General features: G+C 34.5%; 21 protein-coding genes. 8 read left to right on the top strand and 13 right to left on the bottom strand.

The window, feature by feature from the left end; translation table 11 throughout:
* Window positions 1-404: 404 nt before the first annotated feature.
* On the top strand, window positions 405-938 hold the full coding sequence (locus ACN4EE_RS08925; RefSeq protein WP_431706080.1) for a late competence development ComFB family protein: 534 nt from the start codon (window positions 405-407) through the stop codon (window positions 936-938).
* 137 nt (window positions 939-1,075) lie between these two features.
* On the opposite strand, the gene ACN4EE_RS08920 is transcribed toward ACN4EE_RS08925, so the two are convergent.
* The 4 genes from ACN4EE_RS08920 to ACN4EE_RS08905 all read right to left on the bottom strand — a co-directional run bounded on the left by ACN4EE_RS08920 (window position 1,076) and on the right by ACN4EE_RS08905 (window position 4,779).
* Entirely contained in the window at window positions 1,076-2,257 is a 1,182-nt protein-coding gene (locus tag ACN4EE_RS08920) for an aspartate aminotransferase (RefSeq protein WP_431706079.1), read from the bottom strand.
* A gap of 279 nt (window positions 2,258-2,536) precedes the next feature.
* Window positions 2,537-3,358 carry a nucleoside triphosphate pyrophosphohydrolase gene (mazG, locus tag ACN4EE_RS08915; protein WP_431706078.1) on the bottom strand — a complete coding sequence of 274 codons (822 nt, stop codon included), beginning with the start codon at window positions 3,356-3,358 and terminating at the stop codon, window positions 2,537-2,539.
* A 5-nt stretch (window positions 3,359-3,363) separates the two neighbouring features.
* Entirely contained in the window at window positions 3,364-3,924 is a 561-nt protein-coding gene (locus ACN4EE_RS08910) for a metal-binding protein (protein WP_431706077.1), read from the bottom strand.
* Between the two features lie 63 nt (window positions 3,925-3,987).
* Complete coding sequence (locus ACN4EE_RS08905; protein WP_431706076.1) at window positions 3,988-4,779, bottom strand: MBL fold metallo-hydrolase; 792 nt, start codon at window positions 4,777-4,779, stop codon at window positions 3,988-3,990.
* A gap of 238 nt (window positions 4,780-5,017) precedes the next feature.
* Between ACN4EE_RS08905 and argS the strand changes: the two genes are divergently transcribed.
* Together argS and ACN4EE_RS08895 are read left to right on the top strand one after the other, a co-directional pair.
* Window positions 5,018-6,775, top strand: coding sequence for an arginine--tRNA ligase (gene argS, locus ACN4EE_RS08900; RefSeq protein ID WP_431706075.1), 1,758 nt, complete (start codon window positions 5,018-5,020; stop codon window positions 6,773-6,775).
* 522 nt (window positions 6,776-7,297) lie between these two features.
* Window positions 7,298-8,251: an NAD-dependent epimerase/dehydratase family protein gene (locus tag ACN4EE_RS08895; RefSeq protein WP_431706074.1), complete on the top strand. Its 954-nt coding sequence runs from the start codon at window positions 7,298-7,300 to the stop codon at window positions 8,249-8,251.
* Here ACN4EE_RS08895 and ACN4EE_RS08890 read toward each other — a convergent pair.
* The 3 genes from ACN4EE_RS08890 to ACN4EE_RS08880 all read right to left on the bottom strand — a co-directional run bounded on the left by ACN4EE_RS08890 (window position 8,245) and on the right by ACN4EE_RS08880 (window position 11,082).
* A complete protein-coding gene (locus ACN4EE_RS08890) occupies window positions 8,245-8,808 on the bottom strand; it encodes a hypothetical protein (RefSeq protein WP_431706073.1) in 564 nt (187 codons plus the stop codon). The genes ACN4EE_RS08895 and ACN4EE_RS08890 overlap by 7 nt on opposite strands.
* A complete protein-coding gene (locus ACN4EE_RS08885; protein WP_431706072.1) occupies window positions 8,805-9,578 on the bottom strand; it encodes a TIGR01548 family HAD-type hydrolase in 774 nt (257 codons plus the stop codon). Before ACN4EE_RS08885 ends, ACN4EE_RS08890 begins: the two co-directional genes overlap by 4 nt.
* A gap of 193 nt (window positions 9,579-9,771) precedes the next feature.
* On the bottom strand, window positions 9,772-11,082 hold the full coding sequence (locus tag ACN4EE_RS08880; RefSeq protein ID WP_431706071.1) for an efflux RND transporter periplasmic adaptor subunit: 1,311 nt from the start codon (window positions 11,080-11,082) through the stop codon (window positions 9,772-9,774).
* A 92-nt stretch (window positions 11,083-11,174) separates the two neighbouring features.
* Here ACN4EE_RS08880 and ACN4EE_RS08875 point away from each other — a divergent pair, with 92 nt between their 5' ends.
* From ACN4EE_RS08875 to ACN4EE_RS08865, 3 genes are all read left to right on the top strand, one after another.
* Window positions 11,175-11,624 carry an ABA4-like family protein gene (locus ACN4EE_RS08875; protein ID WP_431706070.1) on the top strand — a complete coding sequence of 150 codons (450 nt, stop codon included), beginning with the start codon at window positions 11,175-11,177 and terminating at the stop codon, window positions 11,622-11,624.
* Between the two features lie 650 nt (window positions 11,625-12,274).
* The gene (locus tag ACN4EE_RS08870) at window positions 12,275-13,084 is read left to right on the top strand and encodes an aldo/keto reductase (protein ID WP_431706069.1); all 810 of its coding nucleotides are present in this window, start codon (window positions 12,275-12,277) and stop codon (window positions 13,082-13,084) included.
* Between the two features lie 189 nt (window positions 13,085-13,273).
* Window positions 13,274-14,431, top strand: coding sequence for a pyridoxal phosphate-dependent aminotransferase (locus ACN4EE_RS08865; RefSeq protein ID WP_431706068.1), 1,158 nt, complete (start codon window positions 13,274-13,276; stop codon window positions 14,429-14,431).
* A 7-nt stretch (window positions 14,432-14,438) separates the two neighbouring features.
* On the opposite strand, the gene ACN4EE_RS08860 is transcribed toward ACN4EE_RS08865, so the two are convergent.
* Window positions 14,439-14,747 (bottom strand): hypothetical protein, encoded by a 309-nt coding sequence (locus ACN4EE_RS08860; RefSeq protein WP_431706067.1) that lies wholly within the window; start codon window positions 14,745-14,747, stop codon window positions 14,439-14,441.
* A 266-nt stretch (window positions 14,748-15,013) separates the two neighbouring features.
* Window positions 15,014-16,297 carry a serine hydrolase gene (locus ACN4EE_RS08855; protein ID WP_431706066.1) on the bottom strand — a complete coding sequence of 428 codons (1,284 nt, stop codon included), beginning with the start codon at window positions 16,295-16,297 and terminating at the stop codon, window positions 15,014-15,016.
* 293 nt (window positions 16,298-16,590) lie between these two features.
* On the opposite strand from ACN4EE_RS08855, the gene ACN4EE_RS08850 reads away from it, so the two are divergent.
* The gene (locus tag ACN4EE_RS08850; RefSeq protein WP_431706065.1) at window positions 16,591-17,400 is read left to right on the top strand and encodes a Uma2 family endonuclease; all 810 of its coding nucleotides are present in this window, start codon (window positions 16,591-16,593) and stop codon (window positions 17,398-17,400) included.
* Window positions 17,401-17,492: 92 nt separating this feature from the next.
* On the opposite strand, the gene ACN4EE_RS08845 is transcribed toward ACN4EE_RS08850, so the two are convergent.
* Together ACN4EE_RS08845 and ACN4EE_RS08840 are read right to left on the bottom strand one after the other, a co-directional pair.
* Window positions 17,493-17,642 carry a hypothetical protein gene (locus ACN4EE_RS08845; RefSeq protein ID WP_431706064.1) on the bottom strand — a complete coding sequence of 50 codons (150 nt, stop codon included), beginning with the start codon at window positions 17,640-17,642 and terminating at the stop codon, window positions 17,493-17,495.
* 71 nt (window positions 17,643-17,713) lie between these two features.
* Entirely contained in the window at window positions 17,714-19,183 is a 1,470-nt protein-coding gene (locus ACN4EE_RS08840; protein WP_431706063.1) for a TldD/PmbA family protein, read from the bottom strand.
* 416 nt (window positions 19,184-19,599) lie between these two features.
* Between ACN4EE_RS08840 and ACN4EE_RS08835 the strand changes: the two genes are divergently transcribed.
* Window positions 19,600-21,900, top strand: a complete 2,301-nt coding sequence (locus ACN4EE_RS08835; RefSeq protein WP_431706062.1) for a ribonucleoside-diphosphate reductase subunit alpha — start codon at window positions 19,600-19,602, stop codon at window positions 21,898-21,900.
* Window positions 21,901-22,090: 190 nt separating this feature from the next.
* On the opposite strand, the gene ACN4EE_RS08830 is transcribed toward ACN4EE_RS08835, so the two are convergent.
* On the bottom strand, window positions 22,091-22,840 hold the full coding sequence (locus ACN4EE_RS08830) for a PD-(D/E)XK nuclease family protein (RefSeq protein WP_431706061.1): 750 nt from the start codon (window positions 22,838-22,840) through the stop codon (window positions 22,091-22,093).
* A gap of 33 nt (window positions 22,841-22,873) precedes the next feature.
* Window positions 22,874-23,668, bottom strand: a complete 795-nt coding sequence (locus tag ACN4EE_RS08825; RefSeq protein ID WP_431706060.1) for a S1 family peptidase — start codon at window positions 23,666-23,668, stop codon at window positions 22,874-22,876.
* Window positions 23,669-24,049 lie beyond the last annotated feature (381 nt).

Genomic DNA, 24,049 nt, shown 5'->3' with positions numbered 1-24,049 from the left:
ATCTATAGCTTTGATTATTTTAAAAATGCAATTGTTATAAATTAACAGTTTGAATTTAACCTAATACCTGCAACCTGATACCTAACACCCTTTTCGATTAATTTATCACGACAAGAAGTAGAAAAACCAAAAAATGTAAGTTAAATGCGTCTTAGCTTACCTATTGCTTTCCTTGAAGTCATATCTTTATTCTGAGATCAACGAAAATCTTTGACAGTTTTATATTTTGCCATTAGACTAGATATTATTATATTTATTTTGAATATAAGTAAGTGCTAATTTTTATTTTAAGTTGAAAAAACACTTACATTTGATAAATTCACTCTGAGAATGGACACGCCCTGCCTCTTTCCTGTCTCAATTTTTTACTATTGCTGTTTATTGTCAACATAAAATTAACTGCTATGTCCACAAGAAAAACTACTTATAAAAATGTCATGGAATTACTCGTAGATGAGGAAATCGAGTATCAATTGCTTAATAATAAAGCCTTAAGTAATATGGCAGATACGATTAGTTTAGTAGAAATAGCTACTTTTGCCCTTAATCGTTTACCAAGTTTATATGCTTCCTCTAAAGAAGGTATAGGCAAACAAAAGGCAAGGGGTACAGTACAATTCAAACAGCAAATTAAACAAGCGGTTACTCAAGGGATAGCGGCGGTTACAAGAGATCCCTTAAGAAAGTCCACTCCTCTGCAACAAAAAAGTGATACTATTTTAGACGCTAGAAAAACCTTGACTAATCTTGATGAAGATTTACCGAAAGAAGAATTAGGTACGATCGTTAATTTTATGGAATCTTTTTTAGAAAAGGTAAAAAATCAAGAAATTACAGAACACGAAGTAATTAAGTTATATTATTTATTAGATTTTTATTGGGAAGAAGAAGGAGGAGGGTTAACAGCCTCCAATCAAAAAGTCTTTTGGTATGGTTAATAACACTTAAGTAGGGTCTGCTGAAAAAAATCTGAAGACCATTAAAATCAATGGTTTAGACAAACTACATTGAACAAAAAGTGAGCGGTTTCAACAATTTTTATTCAAAATTTGGACATTTTTTAAGTACCCCCTAATTAATAATGTATTCCTGCATTTTCCCAACGTTTCAGGGCTTCTCCAAGTCGATCGCAATCAGCAATCAAACTCAAACGCACATAACCTTCTCCCCCCTCTCCAAAGGCGTTGCCGGGGGTTACTACTACCCCTGTTTTTTGTAGCAAATCAAGGGCAAAATCAGTGGAATTAGAGTTACGAGGCACTTGTACCCATAAATACATCGTAGCTTTAGAAGGTTGCATATTCCAACCTAATTTACTTAATCTGTCAATGACAAAATCTCGTCTTTGTTGATAACGATTTTGTACCTCTTGAATATAGGTATCAGGAAGTTGTAAAGCTGTCTGTGCGGCAGTCTGAATCACACTGAAAATGCCATAATCAAGATTAGTCTTGAGGGTACGCAACCCTTGAATAATGTCGCTGTTGCCCACCACAAAACCGACACGCCACCCCGCCATATTATAGGTTTTTGAAAGAGTATGAAATTCTACTCCTATATCCTTTGCTCCTTCAATTTGTAATAAGCTAGTTGGTTCGTAACCTTCAAAAGCTAATTCAGCATAGGCGAGATCGTGAACTAACATAATCTCATAATGTTTTGCCCAAGATACGACTTCTTCAAAAAAGCTACGGGGTGCTGTGGCACTGGTGGGGTTATTAGGGTAGTTGAAGTAGAGAATTTTTGCTTTTTGAGCAACATCTTCAGGAATACTTTTTAAATCTAATACCCAATCTTGTTCTGCTTTTAAAATGGGTGCATAGATATTTGCCCCCGCAATGGCTGGTCCTCGATAATGAGCAGGATAAGATGGACTTGGTACAATCACTGTATCACCGGGGTTGATGTAGGCTAACGCTAGATGAGATAAGCCTTCTTTTGAACCTAATAGGGGTAATGCTTCGCTATCGGCACTTAAGTCCACTTGGTAGCGTCTTTGATACCAATTGGCAATGGCTTGGCGAAAATTAGCCGTTCCTTCAAAAGGGGGATAACCGTGATATTTGGTGATATTTAAAGCCTCTTTTGCGGAGTCGATAATAGGCTGTGGGGTTGCACCGTCAGGGTTGCCCATACCTAAGTCGATTAAATCTAAACCTTGTTCTCTGGCTTTGATTTTCAATTCATCTAAACGAGCAAAAACATAGGGCGGTAAGGCACTCAAACGATCGGCACGGTTAATCCAGCTAATTTTCATGGGTAATTTTTATCTTTAAGGCATTGAAAAAAGTTGTCTATATTCCTATATTTTTTAGGTAGAAACAACTAAGATAACCTTTCATTTTACCATGTTATTAATCGTAATGGCAATATAAGTGAGTAGGCAAAATTAATTGTATGTTTACTTTATGAAATGCAAAAGGCAAAAGACAAGAGGCAACAAAGATGTAGGTTATTTTAATTAATTTTAAAATTCACAATCTATTTTGCATGAGTACTTACATTATCCATTTAACTTACATCCTACATCACGATTTTACTCTTTTCTAAGATGTTTCTTCGCTTGTTGCCAAAGGGATTCTAATTCTACAATATTATATTCTTCTAAGGGTCGATCGACAAATTTTTCCATCAAAGAAAGACGTTGAATAAAGCGATTATTTGTACCTTGTAAAGCAATAGTCGGGTCTAATTTATACCATCTTGCAATGTTCACGATCGTAAATAATAAGTCCCCTAATTCTTCTTCTGCATGAGTCATATTATTGTTTTCAATAGCCTCTTGAAACTCTGCTAATTCTTCCTTAAATTTATCCCAAACACCTTCGGCATTTTCCCATTCAAAACCTGCTTTTGCTGCCTGTTTCGAGATTTTTTGACTAGCCATTAAAGGAGGTAAACTACGAGCATAAGTTTTCAGCTTATCACTGAGCAAATTAGACTCTTTTTTTTCTGCTTTTTCCTGTTGTTTAATCAACTCCCAATTATGATGAACTTCTGCTTCGGAAGTAACTTCTAAATTATCAAAAACGTGGGGATGACGACGAATTAATTTAGCAGTGATAATTTCTGCTATATTTTCTAAGTTAAAATAGTCTTTTTCTTGAGCAATTTGAGCTTGTAAAACTACCTGCAATAACAAATCTCCTAATTCTTCGGCTATGGCTTCTTGATTTTGAGAGTGTAAAGCATCGACTACTTCGTAGGCTTCCTCAATAATATAGGGTATCAAAGATTGTTGAGTTTGAGCTAAATCCCAAAGGCATCCCCCTTCGGGCGATCGAAGTTGTGCGACAACTTGAATTAATTTATCTAAGGCATTGAGAATCTTGTGATTAACGGAATCGGTAATATTCATAAATGTTAAGATTTCTTTTTGACAACTTTTCGGCGTTTTTTAGTTTTACGGGGAGGAGAGGGTTGCTTCTTCGATTTCCACCAACTACCAATAGTATCAGCTAAGTAATGACTCATCGCCCCTAATTCTAAACCAATAAATAAAGATAGCACTTCTTGCCAATATTGATTTTTAACTATGATAAAAGTGTTAATTATAGCTTTTTGCCAATGCCACTCAAAACCGAATATTAATTGAGTAATCGTCACTGCAAAAATAGCCACGATAAATAGTATCAGACTCAGATATAAAACCCGCACGATCGTACCTATAATAAAACCATGAGAGATGATCGATCGATGTTTTAATTGTTTTTGATAGGGAAGCCAAATAAAGCGCAAAACTCCCCAACGTTTGAATTGTACCGAATAAATATCTAAATCAGGTCCAAACATTAAACCGCTAAAAACAAAGCCAACACTAGCTAATAATGTTGAACTTAATTGTCTGGTAATGATCCCAAAAACAATAATTACTAATGGTAAACTGTACCATGTGATTCGATCGTGAGTTTTTCCCGAAGGCATCTTGCACTTTTCAAAATAAAAAATTAGTCAATAGTAGTCCTAATTCCTTCATTAATTCCTTTATCAACTAATTAAATTACTGCCGTCAAAAACTCGAACCAAAGTACCCTCTGAAGGTAAATCTTGAGGACGAACGGTGATACGATTACCCTTAACGATGTTGATATTAAAATTAGCTTCTTTGGCTAAATCCACAAATCTTTGTACCCCCTGCAACTCACAAACATCTGCTTCGGTGGCATTGGTTAAATATTGAGTAGGAATTACCATGCGAGGCTTTAAGACTTCGATCGCTTTCATGGCTTCTTCGGCGTTATAAACTTTTGCACCTCCTCCCACTGGAATAAATACTATATCAGGTGAACCCATTAAAATACGTTGTTCGATCGAAATCGGGGAAGCAATACCGCCTAAATGCAATAAATTCACTCCGCCTTGAGTCCATCTCCATACTATATTATCACCGAATCTTCTACCCCCTTCTCGATCGTGGAGAGTTCTAATACCCTGAAATTCAATATTTCTTACATTATAAACCCCCGGTTCAACCATTAATTGAGGATTATTAGGCAATCCTGCCACCGAACCTTCATCTAGTAACCTACTGCTAATCATTACTAAATCCACTACAGGACGGGGGGCTTGATATTTAGCGATACAACCCAAAGGAGTAAAAGGATTAGCTAAAACTCTGATTTGATCATTGGAAAATAAAAAGGCACTGTGACCAAACCATTCTATACTTACTTGGTTAGTCGATGCCATCGCTCTTTTTCCTTGGGAGTATTTAGCGGTTAAAAGGGTAGTTAATACTCCTGTACCAGTTAAGCGAATCCAATCACGGCGATTAATCATAATGTCAAAGATAAAAGATAATTGTATTTTATAATATAAAAAAATTTTTGAGATTTTCTTAAGAAGTATGAAAGTTCGATCGCACAGCACCGCTTTTAGCGATCGAGTTATTTTTAATTTCCCATAGGCTAGATTTCAGGACTTTAAAGTATTTTAATCAGTCATAATTAAAATATCTTCACCAATTAATGATATAATATTTCATTATATTTAAGATATATATTAACTTGACTTTTTCATGATAGAAAAACTGAGACATATTTTTATTACGGCTTTAATTAAGGCTTTTGGAGATAATATCACTTTTATTGAACCTTTGGTTGTACCTGCTAGTAATCCTAAATTTGGTGATTATCAATGTAATGTTGCTTTATCCCTTGCTAAAACTTTAAAACAGCCCCCCAGATCGATCGCTCAGACAATTATTGATAATATTGATAAGGTTAATATAGAAAATTTTTGTGAACCTTTAGAAATAGCAGGTGCTGGTTTTATTAACATTACGATTAAACCTAATTACATCTGTCAACAAATTAATTTAGTTTATCAAGATACAAGGCTAGGAGTAGCAAAAACTGTAAAACCTCAGCGAGTTATTGTGGATTTTTCTAGCCCCAATATTGCCAAAGAAATGCACGTTGGTCATCTTCGATCGACTATTATAGGAGATAGTATAGCCCGAATATTAGAGTTTAGAGGGCATGATGTTTTAAGACTAAATCATGTGGGGGATTGGGGTACTCAATTTGGGATGTTAATTGCCTATTTACGTCTGGAAAAACCCGAAGTTTTAACTACTGCTAATGCGGTGGATATTGGAGATTTAGTTACTTTATATAAACAAGCTAAATTAAAGTTCGATCGAGATATAGAATTTCAAGAAACGGCACGAAATGAAGTAGTTAAATTGCAAAGTAAAGATGCAGAAAGTATCCAAGCATGGACGTTATTATGTGAACAATCTAGGAAAGAATTTGAAGTTATTTATCAATTATTAGACATCAAATTAACCGAAAGAGGAGAGTCTTTTTATAATCCCTTTTTACCCCAAGTAATAGAAGACTTAGAAAAAGCGGAACTTTTAAAAGAAGATCAAGGAGCAAAATGTGTATTTCTTGATGGTTTTGTCAATAAAGAAGGCAACCCTTTACCTTTAATTGTTCAAAAATCTGACGGCGGTTATAACTATGCCACCACTGACTTAGCGGCTTTAAAATATCGAGTCAATCAAGATAAAGCTACTCGCATAATCTATGTAACTGATGCAGGGCAATCTAATCATTTTACTCAAGTTTTTCAAGTAGCAAAAAAAGCTAATTTTATTCCTGAAAATGTGGATTTAGTTCATGTTCCTTTTGGTTTAGTTTTAGCAGAAGATGGTAAAAAAATCAAGACTCGATCGGGGGAAACTATCCGTTTAAAAGATTTGTTAGATGAAGCCGTAGTTCGATCGAAAAAAGACTTAGAAAATCGCTTAACCAACGAGGATAGAAATGAAAGTGAAGACTTCATTAATCAAGTGAGTAAAATAGTCGGTTTAAGTGCCGTAAAATATGCAGATTTAAGCCAAAATCGCACGACAGATTATAAATTTAGTTTCGATAAAATGTTAGCCCTTCAAGGCAACACTGCACCCTATCTTTTATATGCCTATGTGCGAGTACAAGGTATCAGTAGAAAAGGCAATATTGACTTAAATAGTTTAACTTCTAATGATAATATTATCCTCACAGAAGATAGTGAATTATTATTAGCAAAACATCTTTTACAACTAGACTTTATTCTTCACGAAGTAGAAAAAGATTTATTACCTAATCGCCTTTGTTTATACTTGTTTGAATTAAGCCAAAAATTTAATCAATTTTATGATCAATGTCCCATTTTACAAGCGGAAGAAAAAGTAAAATTATCTCGTTTAGTGTTAGCCGATTTAACAGCAAAAGTGCTTAAACAAGGGTTATCTTTATTAGGTATTTCTGTTTTAGAAAGAATGTAACTAAGAGACTTTTTTAATCCTTCGTAGGGGTTTAATATTATTCAACCCTGACACGATTTTAACCTTAATACACTAACTTTGAGAGATTGCTTCGTGCCTCGCAATGACTAAATATATTTAGGGTTTGCTGAATAAATCAGAATTAAGAATTAAGAATTAAGAATTATAGCAATCCTAAATCATTTATGAGAAATAATAGCGTGATAAGAAACATCTCTTAAAACCAACAATTAGACTAAACACTTTGATTTATCAGTATTTTACCTGACACCTGATACCTGACACCTACCTTTATGATAATCTTACAACTCAAATAGGATCGCTATATAATTATATGAACTTAGAAAAACTGAGAGAATACCGATCGAGCATTATAGCATTAACAGAAAAATATCATTCTTCTAATGTTAGAGTATTTGGTTCAATTATCAAAGAATGAAATGATACAATAAATTAAACTTTTATAAGTTAAAATAATTACAATTTACCCTAAAATAAATTTTGATAAATCAAATTAATAATATGCGTATTTTTATAACAGGTGGTAGTGGATGTATTGGTCATTATATTGCTGATTTATTAATCCAAAATACTGAGCATGAATTGTTTTTTTTAGTCAGAAATCCTAGCAAATTAAAATTTAATTATCTCCATCGAACTGGAGTTAATATAATTGAAGGAGATTTAAGTCATATTCTCGACTATCAAGAATTATTAAGTACCATAAATATCGCCATTTTAACCGCTACTTGTTGGGGAGGAGAAGAAGAGTCTTACCAGATAAATGTGGAGGCAAATATAAATTTAATTAACAGTTTAAATCCCGATAATTGCCAACAAATAATCTACTTTTCTACCGCCAGTATTTTAAACCAAGATAACCAACTTTTACACCAAGCAGGAGAAATTGGGACAGACTATATTAAGACAAAATATCAATGTTATACTAAACTCTCAGAATTACCATTATTCGATCGAATCATCACAGTTTATCCTACTCTGGTGTTTGGTGGAGAAGAAAATAAACCCTATTCTCATCTATCGGCTGGATTAAAAGATTTACCTAAATTAATTAACCTCATTCGTTGGTTTCAAGCAGACGGTAGTTTTCATTTTATTCATGCTCAAGATATAGCAACTATGATTGTTTATTTAATCGAAAATAGAGCTAATTTAGACAGTAGTTATGAGCAAAAATTTGTCTTAGCAAATCCTTCCTTAAAAGTTAATGAAGCTATCCAAGAAATTAGTAATTATTTCGGCAAAAAAGTTTATTTTCAAATACCATTATCAATTTTATTAGCAAATGTTTTTATTAAAGTTTTTAACGTCCAAATGGCAGAATGGGATTATTTTTGCTTAAACTATCGTCATTTTGTTCATAAAAAATTTGTCAATCCTCATACTTTTAATTTACAATCTTTTGCGCCCAATTTAACAAGTCTTTTAGATGTTTCACTGAAAAATTCTCAATAAACCTGATTTCGATGAAAAAAATGGAAAAATAAGGCGTTGAGACTCATAATTGACACAATTTTAGACAAAATCTGATTAGTTTCGGTGATATTGCCCATAGAAAACATTATACAAGGATAAACTGCTTGTCCCCATAATGGATGTATAATCCCACATTGTCCTGATTTTACTTGAAATGATGATAGGTTTCGATCGAGCAGATGGGGGATACTAAATATTTGTGTACCTTGAGTGGAATATTGAGGAAAACCGCTTTTAGGACAAATAATTTCTGATAAAATACCTTGTTTTTTAGACTGATAATAAAATTCTTTTCCTAATTGATTAAACTTTAATAATAATCTATCTTTTTCTAATTGTTCTTGAGGTAAATTAGAGCCATTTAAAGGATATTTACATTGAAAAAACAGAAAAATAATAGTTTGAGGATAGGTTAACCAATCAGGCAATAATTCTTTTAAATGCTTGACAATATACTCATTTTTTGCAGAATTAAAGTTCTTGATTTCTATTTCATAATTTAATTTTGTGTCTTCATCTATAAAGGTTTTTTTCATAAAAGATTTACAAATTCTGTTACTTTTGTGACAACTTTATCCGCTCCAACTTTGAGTAACTGATTAGTATAATTTTCACGAAGAATATCATCATTTTGCACATGGGGAGGCAAAACCCCGATCGAAATCCACTTTCTTTGAGGTTTAATGTTTTTAGCATTCTCGATCGTCATTATATCTGCAACGGTATCCCCTAAATAGACTACGGGTAAGCCTGAAGGTAAAGAGAATCTCGCTTCTATCAATTCTATCGCTAAAAATAACCCCGTGGGGTCTGGTTTACTCGGTGCGTCATCCATCGCCACTAAAACGGGATTTTCCAACCCTAAACGGTATTTTAAGATATATTCGGCTGAACCGTTGGTAGCTCCACTAAAAAAGCCCCAAGCTAAGTTATTATTTGTTAAGGTGTCAAAATAGGTTCGATCGACTAAAAGAGGTTCATTAGTAATATATCCTTCCCATGTTTCGGGTTTGTCGGGTTGACTGCCTCGATAACGGCATTGAAAAAAATGCACAATCTCATCATAAGTATAGGGGGGATTTTCACGAGATTGACCTTGACTTTCATAATAACGAAAGATTAATTCTTGAGAACATTCCCAGTCATTATTCCAGATACCTTCTCCTTTGAGATTATCTATATCCGCCATAGTCGGACGATAGGCATTATTGGTAAAATATTCTACAGTATCAGCTAATGCTCTACGATAAGAATTAGTTACATCTCGGATTACTCCGTCTATATCAAAAATCACGATGGATTTCACTCTATTTAACCTCACAGAAACAACAACACAGGCAATCTAAACTATTATTATAAAGTGTAACAAGTTACACGTCTAATAGATACAGTTAAATAAATTTAACTCAATTTCCCTAAAAAATATCATAGTTTTTCAGAATAATTAATTTTTTAAAAGGAGATTGGTAAATTCTTTCTTAAAAATCGTCTTATTAATTTTATAATTCACTGATAACGCTTAATCTCACAGTTTGTCCATTTTCTAATTTATCACTACTTCTTACCACAATTCGATCGTTAGTGGTTAATCCATTAAGGATTTCAACTTTACCATTTCTTGATTGCCCTAAAGTCACCTGTCGAGTAGTAACTTGGGGATTATCTATACTGTTGTTTAATACAAAAACTGTATTAGATAGGATATTTTCTCTAGGATTATTAATTTTTAACGCCGTTTCTGGTATCACAATAGGTGCAACATTATTTTGAGAAAATTTGATTCTGGCTAATAACCCCCCATTAATTTTTTGTTGGGGATTACTCAATAAAATTTCTATGGGAATTTGTCGAGAATTTCGATCGGCAGAAGGTGATATTCTATTAATTATTCCCGTGAATTTTTCATTAGGAAACGCATCTAAAGTAACGTTAACACTCTTTCCTAAAGCCAGATTTTCTAAGTCTAATTCTGATACCGCTACAGCAACTTTTACTTGACTAAAATCCCCTATTTTAATTACTTCTCCTCCCGGTTGAATTAAGTTTCCTTGTTCCGTTAATCTTTCTAATACATAACCGCTACTAGGTGCTTTTATCTGAGTATAATTAAGCCTTTTTTTCTCCTCGTCAATAATAGCTTTTTGAGCGGTAATTCTTCCTTTTGCGGTTTTCACTGCCGCCTGTCTAACACTAACTTGAGATTGGGCTGATATAACCGCTTGTTGCACAGTTTTTGCTTCCGTTTGCGCTAATTCCACTTCTCTACGAGCAATGGCACCTTCGTTGTATAATTCGTCTAGTCGATTTGCGTCAACTTCCGCTTGGGCTAATTGTACCTGATTAGATTTAACTTGTGCTTGAGCAGAAATTACATCCGCTTCGGCTTCCGTCACCGCAGAATTTAAAGATGCTAATTCGGCTTCAGCCCTATATAATGATGCTTTTAAAAGGGTATCATCTAATTGAGCGATTACTTGCCCTGCGGTTACTCTATCCCCTACATCCACCGTTAAATTTAAAATCTGTCCTTCGGCTTGAGACCTTAATATTACTTCTTTGATAGGTTCAGTCGTACCAATATATTCCCTAGGTTGGGTTAAAATTCCTGTGCTTACTTTAACCACATCCACCGCAGGAATACTAGGCGCTTGTCTGACGACTCTTTCTTCTTGGGCTTCGCTTTTTGCCTCCCAAAAACACCCTCCCAAAGGCAATAAGGCAACAAATAAAGCTGTTATGCTTCCCCATTGGCGGATTTTTTTCCTCTTAATAAATGAAGATAAGGGTTCGATCGACTTAGGATATAGCATAATGTTGAAGGAATAAATATAAAGATTTATAAACAAAAATTCCTTTTCATTGTATCATAGTCTTATTTAAACTAGGGTGAAACCTCAATATTATGGACTTAAACTTATTATTTAATCTCGCTAATTTTTTTGTATTGCCTTTTTGGTTATTGATGATTTTTTTACCAAATTGGGAAATTACTCAAAAAATAATGAAATCTTACCTACTCTTTTTACCTTTGATTTTTCTCTATATTTACCTCTTTATAACAGGCTTAAATCCAAATTCGATCGAAACCTTATCCAATCCACAACTAGCAGATTTAGCCAAAGTATTTAGTGATCCTACCATAACTTTTGCAGGATGGGTACATTTTTTAGTCTTAGATTTATTCTTAGGTAGATATATTTATTGGGAAGGGCAAACAGAGAAAGTTTGGACAATTCACTCTTTAATTTTATGCTTATTTGCAGGTCCGATGGGCTTTTTATCCCATATAATAACTAGAACGATTCAACTCAATTTGTTCAATAAAAATAATACCTCCGTAGAAGTAAGCTAAAACAAGATTATCAGGTGATTGTCTTCCATCTCGATCGATAATTTGATTTAATAGGACGTTTACACCTCTAAGGATATTCTGTCATTCCGAGAGTAGCGAAGGAATCTCAATCTCTTAATTTTTGGTACAAGTCCGTAAATTTAGTTATGAATTATTAAGTAATATCAAGAAAAGTTACAAAATCAAGATTTTAGTGGCGAACTTTAAGGGGATACTTTATATTAGAGAGTAGGTACTAAAGAAAGAAGTTAAATCTCTTTCCCAAAAGTGCATTAGAGTTTGTACCCTCTGCTCTAATGGTTGCTAACTTGAAAACTGTGACTTCTGAGATTATTTAGCTCGACTGTTATAGTTGTGGTGAAGTAAAAAAGTCAAAAGAAGAGGCGTTTATATAGTTCGTTGTGGCGATGTGCTACTGGTTCAGGTTACGTTAGTTGAGTTAAAATTCAAGATGTGATTTGTGAATCCTCAAAGCCCAGACTAAAAGTTAGTATTGTGTCCACCTTTAGTAACTCGGTTTTTCTGAGATAAATTTTTGAATCTTATATCATCTCATATAGCATAACCCTCCTAGTTTCTACGGGGGGTTTTGTTATTTATAAACTAGGAGTTATCTAAATTTACTATACTCATCAAGGTTGTAATTTAAAATGAATCAAATTACTACTTTATCTGGAAAAAAGACTAGTATTCTTGGCTTGGGTGCTAACCCAAAAATGGATTTGCAATGTATTTTTCAGGCTTATCAAGGGGGAATTAATTACTTCTTTTTTTATGATTCTAATTCTACTCATCTACTTAATGAATGTGCTAAATTAGCTGCAAATTATCGTCAAGAAATCATCATTGCAACGGGAAGTGAGCATAGAAATATTCAAGATTTAGAAAGTTATAGAAGAAATTTTTGTCAATTATTAAACATAGAAATTATTGATATTTTTTTTCTACAATATATTTATCATCAAGATAATATTGTCGAGATAGAAAAGTTATTATATCATTTACACCAATGGAAAAAACAAGGATTAATTCGTTATGTCGGTATTAGCAGTCACGATCGAGATTTAGCCGTCAAATTTCTAAATAGTGGTAAAATTGATGTACTAATGCACCGATATAATATGGCGCATCGACAGGCAGAAAAACAAGTATTTCCCACCGCAATAAGCAACCAAATTCCCGTCATAAGTTTTACAGCTACTCGCTGGAGTTCACTTTTAAAAGGACATAATAATTGGCAATTTAACATTCCAAAAGCGGTAGATTGTTACCGTTTTGTTTTACAAAATTCAGCTATCAATTTAACCTTAACATCCCCGAAAACACTCGAAGAATTAAAGGAAAATTTAGAATTATTTAATAATCTTAAAATGAAGGAAGATGAATATAATTTATGGAAAAAATACGGAGATTTAATTTATGGAAATGGTACTGATAGTTTTGAAACTCAATGGCTCTAATATTAATTTAGATGGATATAATATTAATTTAGATCGATCGTATTTAGGAGATTATAAAAAAGTTTTTTGATGAAGAGAAGTAATAGGTAATAGTTTTGGAGTTATTATAATATAGTATAATATTTGTATTTTTTGTGCCTAGTTTTTGACCAAAAATTGTTGAAATAATCCTGTAAAAAAGATTAAAATATGCGTACAAATTCCATTCAATTACCCGTTATTCCCATAGTTAATGAATTAATCAAAAACAATCCTAATACTATCTCATTAGGGCAAGGAGTAGTGTTTTATTCTCCACCAGAAGAAGTATTTAATCACATTAATAATTTTCATAAAAATCCCCACAATAATTTATATCAATCTGTGCTGGGAATACCAGCTTTATTAACAGAAATTAAGCATAAATTAGCAATAGATAATAATATTTTAGTACAGGACGATCGAACCTCAATTTTTGTGACGGCGGGTTCTAATATGGCTTTTATGAATAGTATTTTAGCCTTAAGTGATCCCGAAGATGAAATTATAATTTTATCCCCTTACTATTTTAATCATGAAATGGCTATTAGATTAGCAAATTGTACTCCGATAATTGTCGAAACTGATCACGAATATCAACCGAATATTAATAATATTTTAAAAGCAATAACAGCAAAAACGAAAGCGATTGTTACTATCTCTCCTAATAATCCTACAGGGGTGATTTATTCTAGGGAAGATTTATTAACTATTAATAATATTTGTCGAGAAAAAGGTATTTATCATATTAGTGATGAGGCTTATGAATATTTTACTTATAATAATGTAAAACACTATTCTCCTGCCAGTTTTCCCCATAGTGATAATCATACAATTTCTTTATTTAGCTTATCAAAAGCCTATGGTTTTGCTAGTTGGAGAATTGGTTATATGGTAATTCCAAAACACCTAGAAATGGCAGTAAAAAAAGTTCAAGATACCATCTTAATTTGTCCGCCTGTTATTTCTCAATATGCTGGATTAGGTGCTTTAAAAATAGGGATTAATTATTGTAAAAAATATTTATTAGAAATCAGTAAAGTGAGAGAAAAAATGTTAGATTCTCTCAGCAATATTAAAGATATTTGTCAAGTAAGTAATTCTGATGGTGCATTTTATTTTTTTCTAAAAATTGACACAAAAATCAATTCTTTTGATTTAACAAAAAAACTTATTGAGAATTATCAGGTGGCGGTGATACCGGGGACTACTTTTGGCATAGAAGATAAATGTTGTCTTAGAGTAGCCTATGGATCATTAAACTATGAAACCGCCGAAATTGGTATTAATAGATTAGTGGAAGGTTTATCAGAATTAATTAGGGAGTGAGAAAAAACTAATGAGATTTGAAAATTTGTTGTGCTTTGAGTAAAGTTTCGATAACTTGATCTGAATCTATTAATCTTTTTAACACTACTTGACCAATATTGGAAGATTGTCTGAGTGTTTCACTAATAGGCATAACTTCCACCATAATAATATTGTCTTCTACTTCATTTAACCAGAGAACTTGATTATTCTCGATCATACCTAAAGGTAAAGACTGGATATGAGGTTTTCTTCGCCACACTGTTTCATTCCAAATGCCCCCCCTTTCCCATATTCGATTATGAGTCCAACCTTCGGTTAAGAAAAAATATTTCATAATTACACTAAAGCTAGTTTGCATCTGTTAAATAAAGATTGCTTCGTCACCTCCTAATGACTTTTTATTGGTAATAGAAGTTTAAGCACTTGTACCAAAAATCAAAGGGTTGAGATTCCTTCGCTACTCTCGGAATGACGGAATATCGAATATCGTTAAAGGTGCGTAAATCCTAGGTGATTAGAAGACGATTAAAATTAATGATTGATAGGGTTGGACAATGCTCAACCCCTACAGTAACAAAAAATGTGTATTTTCATCACCCCTTAATTAGAAGTATTAGCAGTTTTTACTGGAGGGCGTGGTAGATACCATTTAAAATGTTGATAAGCAGTACGAGAAATCTCTTGTATTAATGTTCGTGCTGAATAGTCATTATGAGGACGTTTGACTAATACCCCCCCAATATAACGTTTTCCTGTGGGGATGTCCACAATTCCTGCATCTCCCAACACTTTCCCTATATCCCCTGTTTTATGGGCAATGGTGGCATCTTTTTCGATTCCTTGAGGTAATAATGTTCTAGTACGAGTCTGTCTCATTATATCTAACATTCGATCGCGCGATCGAACCGAAATTAAATCACCCTGATTGACTTTAGCCAACACCATGGCTAAATCCCTAGGGGTAGTGGTATTTGTACCTTCTAAATCAGGTAAAGGATTATTAATGACGGTGACATCTAAGCCCCACTCTTTAAAACGTCTATTTAACTCATCTTTACCGCCGATACGTTCAATAATCATATTAGTAGCAGTATTATCACTATTAATGATCATTTCCGAAGCAGTATAAATCGCACTATATTTAGTGCCAACGGGTTGATATTGCATAGCACCTGCTCCTCCACCTATATTACTAGGACTGGTAGCTAATTGCTCATCTAAATATATTTTTCCTGCATCCACATCCTGAAAAAAGGCGACTAAGATAGGAATTTTAATCGTACTAGCGGCGGAAAAAGTAGTGATACCATTAAAATTAACAAAAGCGCCATTATCTAAATCCACAAAAAACGCCCCTGCTTCTAAATGAGGATATTTAGCTTGTAATTGGGCAAATTTATTTTTTAAATCTCCTAACTCCCTACTAAATGCTAAAGATTCACTATTTCTGATGGTAGGGGATGATTCTTTTTCTGTTACTGAAGTATTAGCTTGTAGTGTTTCCTCGATCGAAGATTCGGGATTTTGGCTAACTTTCATCAATAAATCGTCAACAAAAGGTAAATTCACTTCGGGAAATAAAGGTTGAGTTAAGTCAATATTGGCTAAAACACTACCAAAAATAGTTCCCATACCTACTCCCACAATAGCTAATCGGAAAATATTATTAATGATGGTGTTAACAAGATTTCCAGAGGTAGAATTTTCGGGGGTAATTGATGGATTCGGAGTTATGACATTACTGGTTTTGATTACTCTACCATTCAAAGAACTAGCACCTACTCCCGACGGTTTTCTCGGAGTGGTTTGTCTTTTTTTTCTGCCAGAAGATGATTTGCGATTAAAGTTGTTGTCGCCGTGAGTTCGAGATAAAAATATAGACAAGGTTATCCCCTCAATAGTTCGATGTGTAAAAAGTTTAACTTATTTATAAGGCATATTAGGTATAAAAGTTAATTTTTTTTGATTGAAATAGAAATTACGCACTTGTACTAAAAATCAAAGGATTGAGATTCCTTCGCTACTCTCGGAATGACAGAATATCGTTAGAAGTGTGTAAGTCCTATAAAAATGGAAAAAGAGATGATGATGAAGACAAAATTTAATTGAGATTTTTGATTTTATGTTTCAAAAGCTAGAATAGTACTAAATTCGATTAAAAGCAATCTGCAAAAATTATGACAACTGTAATCGCCCCTGAATCGAAAGAAACAACTCCAGAAATACAATTACCCCCCACTGAATTAATTTATGATGATGGAGAGCCTATGGAAAGTAATCGTCACCGTATCGCTATGAATTTACTGATTAACTCCATTGAACAGGATTTTGTCGATCGAGATGATTTTTTTGTCGGTGGTAATATGTTTATTTACTATACTACTGCCCAAGTCAAAAATAAAGATTTTCGTGGACCTGATTTTTTCTTAGTATTAGATACTCACAGAGATAATTCTCGTAAAGCGTGGGTAGTATGGGAAGAAAATGGTCGCTATCCAGATGTTATTATTGAGTTGATGTCTCCTAGTACGGCAAAAATCGATCGAGAAGACAAAAAAGAACTATATCAAAAGGTATTCAAAACAAGAGAATACTATATCTATGATCCGTTCGATCGAAATTCTTTGCAAGGATGGCGTTTAGATAGTAACTTTGTTTATCAGGAAATATTACCCAATGAAAAAGGTTGGCTTTGGTGTGAAACTACCAACTTATGGTTAGGTACATGGGAAGGAAGTTTACTGAAAGAACAAGCCCATTGGTTGAGATTTTATCACAACGATGGAACTCTAGCTCTTTTACCTGAAGAATTTGCTCAACTTCAAGCTCAACAAGCCCAAATTCAAGCTCAACAAGCCCAAATTCAAGCTCAACAAGCTCAAATTCAAGCCCAAGAAACCCAACTTGAACTAGAAAAAGAGCGAGAAAAAGCCCAACGTCTAGCCGAGCGTTTACGAGAGTTGGGAGAAAATCCTGAAAATTATTAACACAAGTGCTATAAGGGTTGAATAGTATTCAACCCCTACAAACCGCCCTCAAATCTATGAGTCTGTTGGCGAAACATTAGTTTACCTATTACCTAATTACTTTTTTTACGACTTCCTTTAGTGAGATAGGCAAGAAAAAATCCTACCATTGCTGTCATTCCTAACTGCCAAAAATTAGGTACGATCGAAGCGGTTAAAATTAAAAGAGTCAGAAGAATAATATATTGACGTTTTATCTTCATTAGTTTTGTCTAAAAATTTATAAAGGGTGTTGGGTTGCACTTTGTTTAACCCAACCTACAGAATATTTGATCTATCTTCCACCTACAGTGATAGAATCAACTTTAATATGGGGTTGCCCAACGGTAACATAAACACTACCACTAACAGACCCACAAAAACCTGCGGCTAATCCTAAGTCTTGAGACGACATAGAAATTTTCGTCATAATTTCTTTTGCTGTACCGATGAGAGTTGCACCTTTTAAGGGTTTCGTGATTTTACCGTTTTCTACAAGATAGGCTTCATCAACGCCAAAGTTAAACTCTCCTGTAGGTCCAACGCTTCCACCGCCCATTTTTTTGCAGTAAATCCCTTTATCGATAGAATTGAATACTTCATCGAGGGTATATTGACCACAATCTATGTATGTGTTGCGCATACGAGAAGCGGCTGCGAAACTATAGCTTTGTCTTCTACCGCTACCAGTACGGGGGTGTCCTGTGCGTATTGCTCCTGCTCGATCGGCGATAAAGTTCTTTAAAATACCATTTTCGATTAAAAGAGTGCGTTGAGGAGGCATTCCTTCATCATCCATGTCAATACTACCGAAGGCTTTATCTGTTAATCCTTCATCCCATGCGGTGAGGTTTTCATGGGCAATTTTTTCGCCTTTTTTGTCAATGAAAGGAGTGCTTTTTCTTTCGATTTGAGTGGTTTCGAGTAAATGCCCACAGGCTTCATGGAAAATTACCCCTCCGAATTGATTTGCCATAATGACGGGATATTGTCCAGATTCCACATAGTCAGCGTATAACATTTTTCCTGCGGATTCTGCTACTTCCTCCGCTACGTTATCATAATTCCATGTTCGCAGAAAATCGGGATTACTGGTGTCACCGTCTCGCTTTCCGATCGAACTTCTGTGTTCACCATCAGCACATAAAAGATTATAACCTACGGACTGAGTTAAACGAATATCTCTAGCAAAAGTACCATCACTGGAGGCAACTAAAACCTCTTGCCAGTCACGGAAATAAGTCGCACGGCGAGATTGCACATGATTAGCAATTTTATTGAGTTTACCGTTAGCAGTGAGTAGAATATCTCCCATTTCCTGCATATTGCTACAGTTGCTTAACCAACTATCCTTATTTTTAGCGGTGGCATAGTCTCTAAACATTTCAAGGTTAATTTCGGGAATAAATGCACTGCCTTGGGGTAAGTTTAAGCCTAAAATAGATAAGGCTTTCTCCAATGCCTGTTTTAAGCCGTTAAAGGTTAAATTGTTAGTGCTGACATAACAATCTTGTTTACCACGAAACACTCGCACTCCAGCCCCTGTAGAGAGTCGGGGGGTTATACTGGTGATAGTATCATCTTCCGCTAAACAACTGATATAGTTGGCTTTTTCGAGAAAAAACTCCACAAAATCTGCTCCTGCCGCTCTCCCCATGCCTAATAATGTGGATAATGGCTTTTCCCATGTCAAGTCAAATCGATCGATACTGGGATGGTAGGATAGGTTAGGTATTTCACGGGAAACTAATAACATTGGTGACATATTAATTTTTTTTCTCTACAGTTATTGGTTTATTGTACATTACTTTCTTTTTGTTCTATATAAGAGTTTCACAAAATAACTTAAATTCGTGACATCTCCCTTTCCTCACCTAGTATTTCACCAACGGCTACTTATAATTTTAATATTTTGTTAACAAGAATTTTGCTATTATCTAGTCATCAAGAAAAAGAGTGCGTAGTTTACAATCATTCACCTCAGATTATTAATTTTTAATTCTCAATTCTTAATTCTGCATTCTCTATATTCTATTTTTTCATCAAAAATTTTATTGACTAATTTCTATATATAGTGTATGGGGGTAACAGATGACCCCAGATATGTGGTATAAAGGAGGAGAACTAACAGCAGTAAATTTTTTTTGAGTAGAAATACTTAAAGTAAGCGAGGCATCAGTAATGTTATTAGATACGCAACAAAGTACGATCTCTAGTCACTCCTATACCGTCAGTCATAGTAACCAAAATCACAGTGTCGATACTGTAAGCAAAAGTATTGAGGTGATTAAAAGAAATGGCAAATCTGCCCCTCTCGATGTTCGGAAAATCAGAAAAGTAGTTGATTGGGCTTGTAATGGCAAGGATGTTAATACGATTGCCCTTGAATCTGGTTTGAAAACTCGTTTGCGACATGGCATCACCACGAGGGATATTCAGGATAATCTGATTAATTGTGCCTTAGAAATGTGTGATCTTGATCAACCAGATTGGCGCTATGTGGCTGGAAGATTGCACATCTGGAGTTTATGGAAAGATTGCCTTGCTTCCAGAGGTTATAATTATGGTAATTATGCTCAAACAGTTGCCACTTTTGTAGAACAGGGCAAGTACGATCGACGCATTTTAACCTATACCCCTGAAGAATTGGAAATAGCCAATAGTTGGATTAATCCCGACTGGGATTTAGATTATGACTATGCTGGTGCTGTGTTATTGAGCAATCGCTATCTCCTGCCCCAAGAATTGCCTCAAGAAGCCTTCCTTACCTGTAGCCTTTTGTTAGCTATGGTAGAAAAAAAAGAAGACAGATTGATTTATGCTCGTAAGTTTTATGAATCGATCGCATCTCGCCGTATCTCCCTTGCTACTCCGATTTTAGCAAACTTGAGAGTGCCTAATGGTTCATTAACTAGCTGTTTTATCGTTAGTATTGACGATAACTTAGAAAGTATTTTCCAAGAAATTACCAACACTGCAAGAATTTCTAAAAACGGTGGAGGAGTAGGGGTAAATGTGTCCAGAATCAGGGCTACAGGAAGCTCTGTCATGGGTAAAAAAAACGCATCGGGGGGGGTTATACCTTGGATTAAACTCCTCAATGACACCGCTATAGCTGTGAATCAGGGGGGAAGACGAGCAGGTGCTGTAACTGTAGGTTTAGATATATGGCATTTAGACGTACCCGAATTTCTGGAAATGCAGACAGAAAACGGGGATCAAAGACGTAAGGCTTATGACGTATTTCCGCAACTGGTGATTACCGATGAATTTATGCGTCGGGTAGAAAGTAAGCAAGACTGGACTTTAGTTGATCCCTTTGAAGTTAAGATGAATTTAGGTATTGATTTACCGCCTTTATGGGGAGAGGAGTTTGAGAAAGCCTACGCCACTATTGAGGCAAACCTCGACACCAAAATCAAACTCTATAAAAAAGTCAATGCTAGAGAGTTATTTAAACATATTATGAGGGCGCAGGTAGAAACAGGAATGCCTTATCTTGCCTTCAAGGATGCCATTAACAAAGCTAATCCCAATAAACATGATGGTTATATCCCCGGAGTAAACTTATGTACAGAATCTTTCTCTAATGTTACTCCTGATAAATATGCCCACTGCTGTAATTTAGTCTCCCTTAACCTTGCCAATTTAGAACAGGAAGACATGGAATCTACTTGCAACTTGGCAGTGAGAATTTTAGACAATACGATCGAGATTACTTTACCACCTTTTGCGGATGCGAAGGAACATAATAACCGTTATCGTACCATTGGAGTCGGTGCCATGGGGTTAGCGGATTGGTTAGCGAAACGGGAGTTAAGATATAACAACCTGACAGAAATTAGTAATCTATTCGAGGATATTGGTTATTATTGTACCCGTGCCTCTATGGAAATTTCCAAAGAAAGAGGCGCTTATCCTGCTTTTGAGGGTAGCGACTGGAGTAAAGGCTTATTAATCGGTAGTAAACCCGTAGAGTGGTTTGAAGAAAACGCATACTCTAAACCCCGTTGGCTACAACTATCCCAAGATATTCAACAATTTGGCATTCGTAATTCTCACATTACTGCCATTGCACCCAATACCTCCTCCTCCTTAGTGCAAGGTTGTACAGCTAGTGTTTTACCCGTCTATAGTCGCTTTTTCTATGACAAATGGGCAAAAGGTACTGTACCCATAGCTCCTCCATATATCAACGATAAAAATTGGTTTTATCAAGAAAACAAAAATCTTCATCAAGATACCGTAGTAAATTCGATCGCAGTGATTCAGCAATGGATTGACACAGGTATTTCTATGGAATTGCTTTTTAACCTTAATCAAGGTGTTTATTTTGCTGATGATGAAGAAAGAGCCTTAAAAGCAAAAGACATTTATGATACTTTAGTCATGGCATGGGCTAAAGGTTGTAAAGCCGTTTATTATGTGCGCATTGTGCAAAGAGATTCCTTTAAGGAAGAATGTACAGCTTGTGCTAATTAGGTAATAGGTAATAGGTAATAGGTAATAGACTTTTCCAGAAATTATGATTTTATCAACGTAGAACAGGCATCTTGCCTGTATTTTTGAAGATGTCTAATAGGTATTTGTAAGAATTAATAAAAAATGCAAGTTAAATGGGTTTTAGCTTAACTCTACATTTGGAATAATGTTGTAAATTCGATAACTTCTTTCATTCAACAATAACATCTTCAGCATAACTATAAACTTCAATACCCAAATTTCTAGCGACTGGCAATGCCCATTTATCCACCATAGGGGAAATGACTATTTTGCGATTAACTTGACGTTGATAATGTTTTTCATAGAATGTAACTTTTCGATCGAATACATACATTTCTGCTTTACTGATCGAAGACTTAATTTCACAAACAATTACTGTACCATTTCTGATAATAACATCAATTTCGACTTGATCTGGTCTGCCAAAAACATCCCCTTCTTGATCAAAAGTGTTAATATTTAATACTTCTACCCCAAAAGATTCTTCCAAAATACCTTTAAGGGCATTACGAAAACTGCCTTCAGAATATAAACCCCATCTTGAACCCAAAGCTCCGATGGAGCTATCATATTGGCGATTAAGTTTTTTGATTTCCTGTAAGGTTTCATCGATTTGATTTTGCATTCTATCTAAACGTTGGGTATTTTCCTCCCATTTCAGATTTTGTTCATGGATGAAGTTATCGAGACGACGATTATTTTCATCCCACTTACGATTATTTTCATCCCACTTACGGGCTTGTTCTTCTCGATCGAGTTGTAATTCTGCTAAGATTCGATCGAATTTACTCTCAGTTTCCTGTTTAGGGGAATAATATTCTGAAACGGTGCGCAGGATAAAATCCCGAATAGAAGCATCTTGGGCAATAATTTGGGGTAACTCTTGGCGAATGATCGTTTTTATGTCGGGGATTGTCATAATAGGTAACTCGATCGAGAAGTAACTCTTATTCTATTCTAAAACACTAGGAAAAATCGGTATTCCCCAACTCGATTTAATCATTAACTCCCGTAAAGAATCCCTAGGGATAGTATCATCCTCATAAACATAAGGATCACCTAAAATAGCATAAGCCCTCATGGCATTAATACCCACCAACTCTCCATTTTTATTGAGAATCGCCCCTCCACTCATACCATCAACCACAGGATTGCTATAACCTATCTGATACCCTTGTTTCAGAGGTTTATCTAAAACTAAGGTAACTTTTCCTGTTAATACTTCAAACTTGGGTTTAATAGGCTCTAAATCTTCCTCATTCTCATTGTTTTGTGGTTGTCTCTGAGTAAAACCCACTGCCAAAACAAAATCATCTTTTTTCGGTAATTTACCCTTTTCAGCCGTCAGATACTCCATAGTAGGAGAATGGAATTTGAGAATAGTCATATCCTTATCTTTTAATTTTTCCATCTCCTCCACTTCAGCCTCATAAGTCTTACCATCAAAAGTTTCAACTTGATAGGGTGATTTACCCCCACGAATCACATGGGCATTAGTCACAATAAAAAAATTTTTGCCTTGTCTAGCCACTAAAACCCCCGAAGCAAATCCCTCATCTAAATTAACTTTCACCGTGATAGCTTTAGCAATGGGAAATAAATCTGCCACAATATCCTTAATAATTTGTTGTTGTTCGATCGTGGAATTAATAATACTTAAACTTTGATGGGATATTTGTAAAGAGAATAAAGTGAAAATAAAGATAAAAAACAGTTTGAAATTAAAAAATTTCCCTAGCTCATTCATATCATTACATATAGTAGGTTGGGTTGAGAACACGAAACCCAACAAAATCAGTTTTTTTTCTTGATAACAGATTAAATTCCCTTTATTTAAAACAATTTTCAGATAAATGAAAAAATCTATTAAACTTTTCCAATAATTATTTTTACTAGATTGAAAATGACGATAAACTATATTAATTTAACGATTTCAATATCTAAATTTATTTAACGATCGTACTTTAGCAATGAAATGAATTTCATTGTGAGATAATGGTTTCGACTCATAAACCGCTTTGCAATAAATTGACAAAGCTAATAGCAGAAATCGGCTAAAGCGATTGGTAAAACTCCTTTTTTGCGAAAGATATGTTAATTTTTGCCGAAAAAAGCCCGATTATTAGTC

This window comes from Geminocystis sp. CENA526, from assembly GCF_050753365.1.
Classification (GTDB): Bacteria; Cyanobacteriota; Cyanobacteriia; order Cyanobacteriales; family Cyanobacteriaceae; genus Geminocystis.
This window is presented reverse-complemented; position numbering and strand designations above follow the sequence as displayed.

What these genes read in the sequence shown, in the direction of transcription:
- ACN4EE_RS08925 (WP_431706080.1), top strand. Translation starts at nt 405, where the DNA reads ATGTCCACAAGAAAAACTACTTATAAAAATGTCATGGAATTACTCGTA.
- ACN4EE_RS08920 (WP_431706079.1), bottom strand. Translation starts at nt 2,257, where the DNA reads ATGAAAATTAGCTGGATTAACCGTGCCGATCGTTTGAGTGCCTTACCG.
- mazG (WP_431706078.1), bottom strand. Translation starts at nt 3,358, where the DNA reads ATGAATATTACCGATTCCGTTAATCACAAGATTCTCAATGCCTTAGAT.
- ACN4EE_RS08910 (WP_431706077.1), bottom strand. Translation starts at nt 3,924, where the DNA reads ATGCCTTCGGGAAAAACTCACGATCGAATCACATGGTACAGTTTACCA.
- ACN4EE_RS08905 (WP_431706076.1), bottom strand. Translation starts at nt 4,779, where the DNA reads ATGATTAATCGCCGTGATTGGATTCGCTTAACTGGTACAGGAGTATTA.
- argS (WP_431706075.1), top strand. Translation starts at nt 5,018, where the DNA reads ATGATAGAAAAACTGAGACATATTTTTATTACGGCTTTAATTAAGGCT.
- ACN4EE_RS08895 (WP_431706074.1), top strand. Translation starts at nt 7,298, where the DNA reads ATGCGTATTTTTATAACAGGTGGTAGTGGATGTATTGGTCATTATATT.
- ACN4EE_RS08890 (WP_431706073.1), bottom strand. Translation starts at nt 8,808, where the DNA reads ATGAAAAAAACCTTTATAGATGAAGACACAAAATTAAATTATGAAATA.
- ACN4EE_RS08880 (WP_431706071.1), bottom strand. Translation starts at nt 11,082, where the DNA reads ATGCTATATCCTAAGTCGATCGAACCCTTATCTTCATTTATTAAGAGG.
- ACN4EE_RS08875 (WP_431706070.1), top strand. Translation starts at nt 11,175, where the DNA reads ATGGACTTAAACTTATTATTTAATCTCGCTAATTTTTTTGTATTGCCT.
- ACN4EE_RS08870 (WP_431706069.1), top strand. Translation starts at nt 12,275, where the DNA reads ATGAATCAAATTACTACTTTATCTGGAAAAAAGACTAGTATTCTTGGC.
- ACN4EE_RS08865 (WP_431706068.1), top strand. Translation starts at nt 13,274, where the DNA reads ATGCGTACAAATTCCATTCAATTACCCGTTATTCCCATAGTTAATGAA.
- ACN4EE_RS08860 (WP_431706067.1), bottom strand. Translation starts at nt 14,747, where the DNA reads ATGAAATATTTTTTCTTAACCGAAGGTTGGACTCATAATCGAATATGG.
- ACN4EE_RS08850 (WP_431706065.1), top strand. Translation starts at nt 16,591, where the DNA reads ATGACAACTGTAATCGCCCCTGAATCGAAAGAAACAACTCCAGAAATA.
- ACN4EE_RS08845 (WP_431706064.1), bottom strand. Translation starts at nt 17,642, where the DNA reads ATGAAGATAAAACGTCAATATATTATTCTTCTGACTCTTTTAATTTTA.
- ACN4EE_RS08840 (WP_431706063.1), bottom strand. Translation starts at nt 19,183, where the DNA reads ATGTCACCAATGTTATTAGTTTCCCGTGAAATACCTAACCTATCCTAC.
- ACN4EE_RS08835 (WP_431706062.1), top strand. Translation starts at nt 19,600, where the DNA reads ATGTTATTAGATACGCAACAAAGTACGATCTCTAGTCACTCCTATACC.
- ACN4EE_RS08830 (WP_431706061.1), bottom strand. Translation starts at nt 22,840, where the DNA reads ATGACAATCCCCGACATAAAAACGATCATTCGCCAAGAGTTACCCCAA.
- ACN4EE_RS08825 (WP_431706060.1), bottom strand. Translation starts at nt 23,668, where the DNA reads ATGAATGAGCTAGGGAAATTTTTTAATTTCAAACTGTTTTTTATCTTT.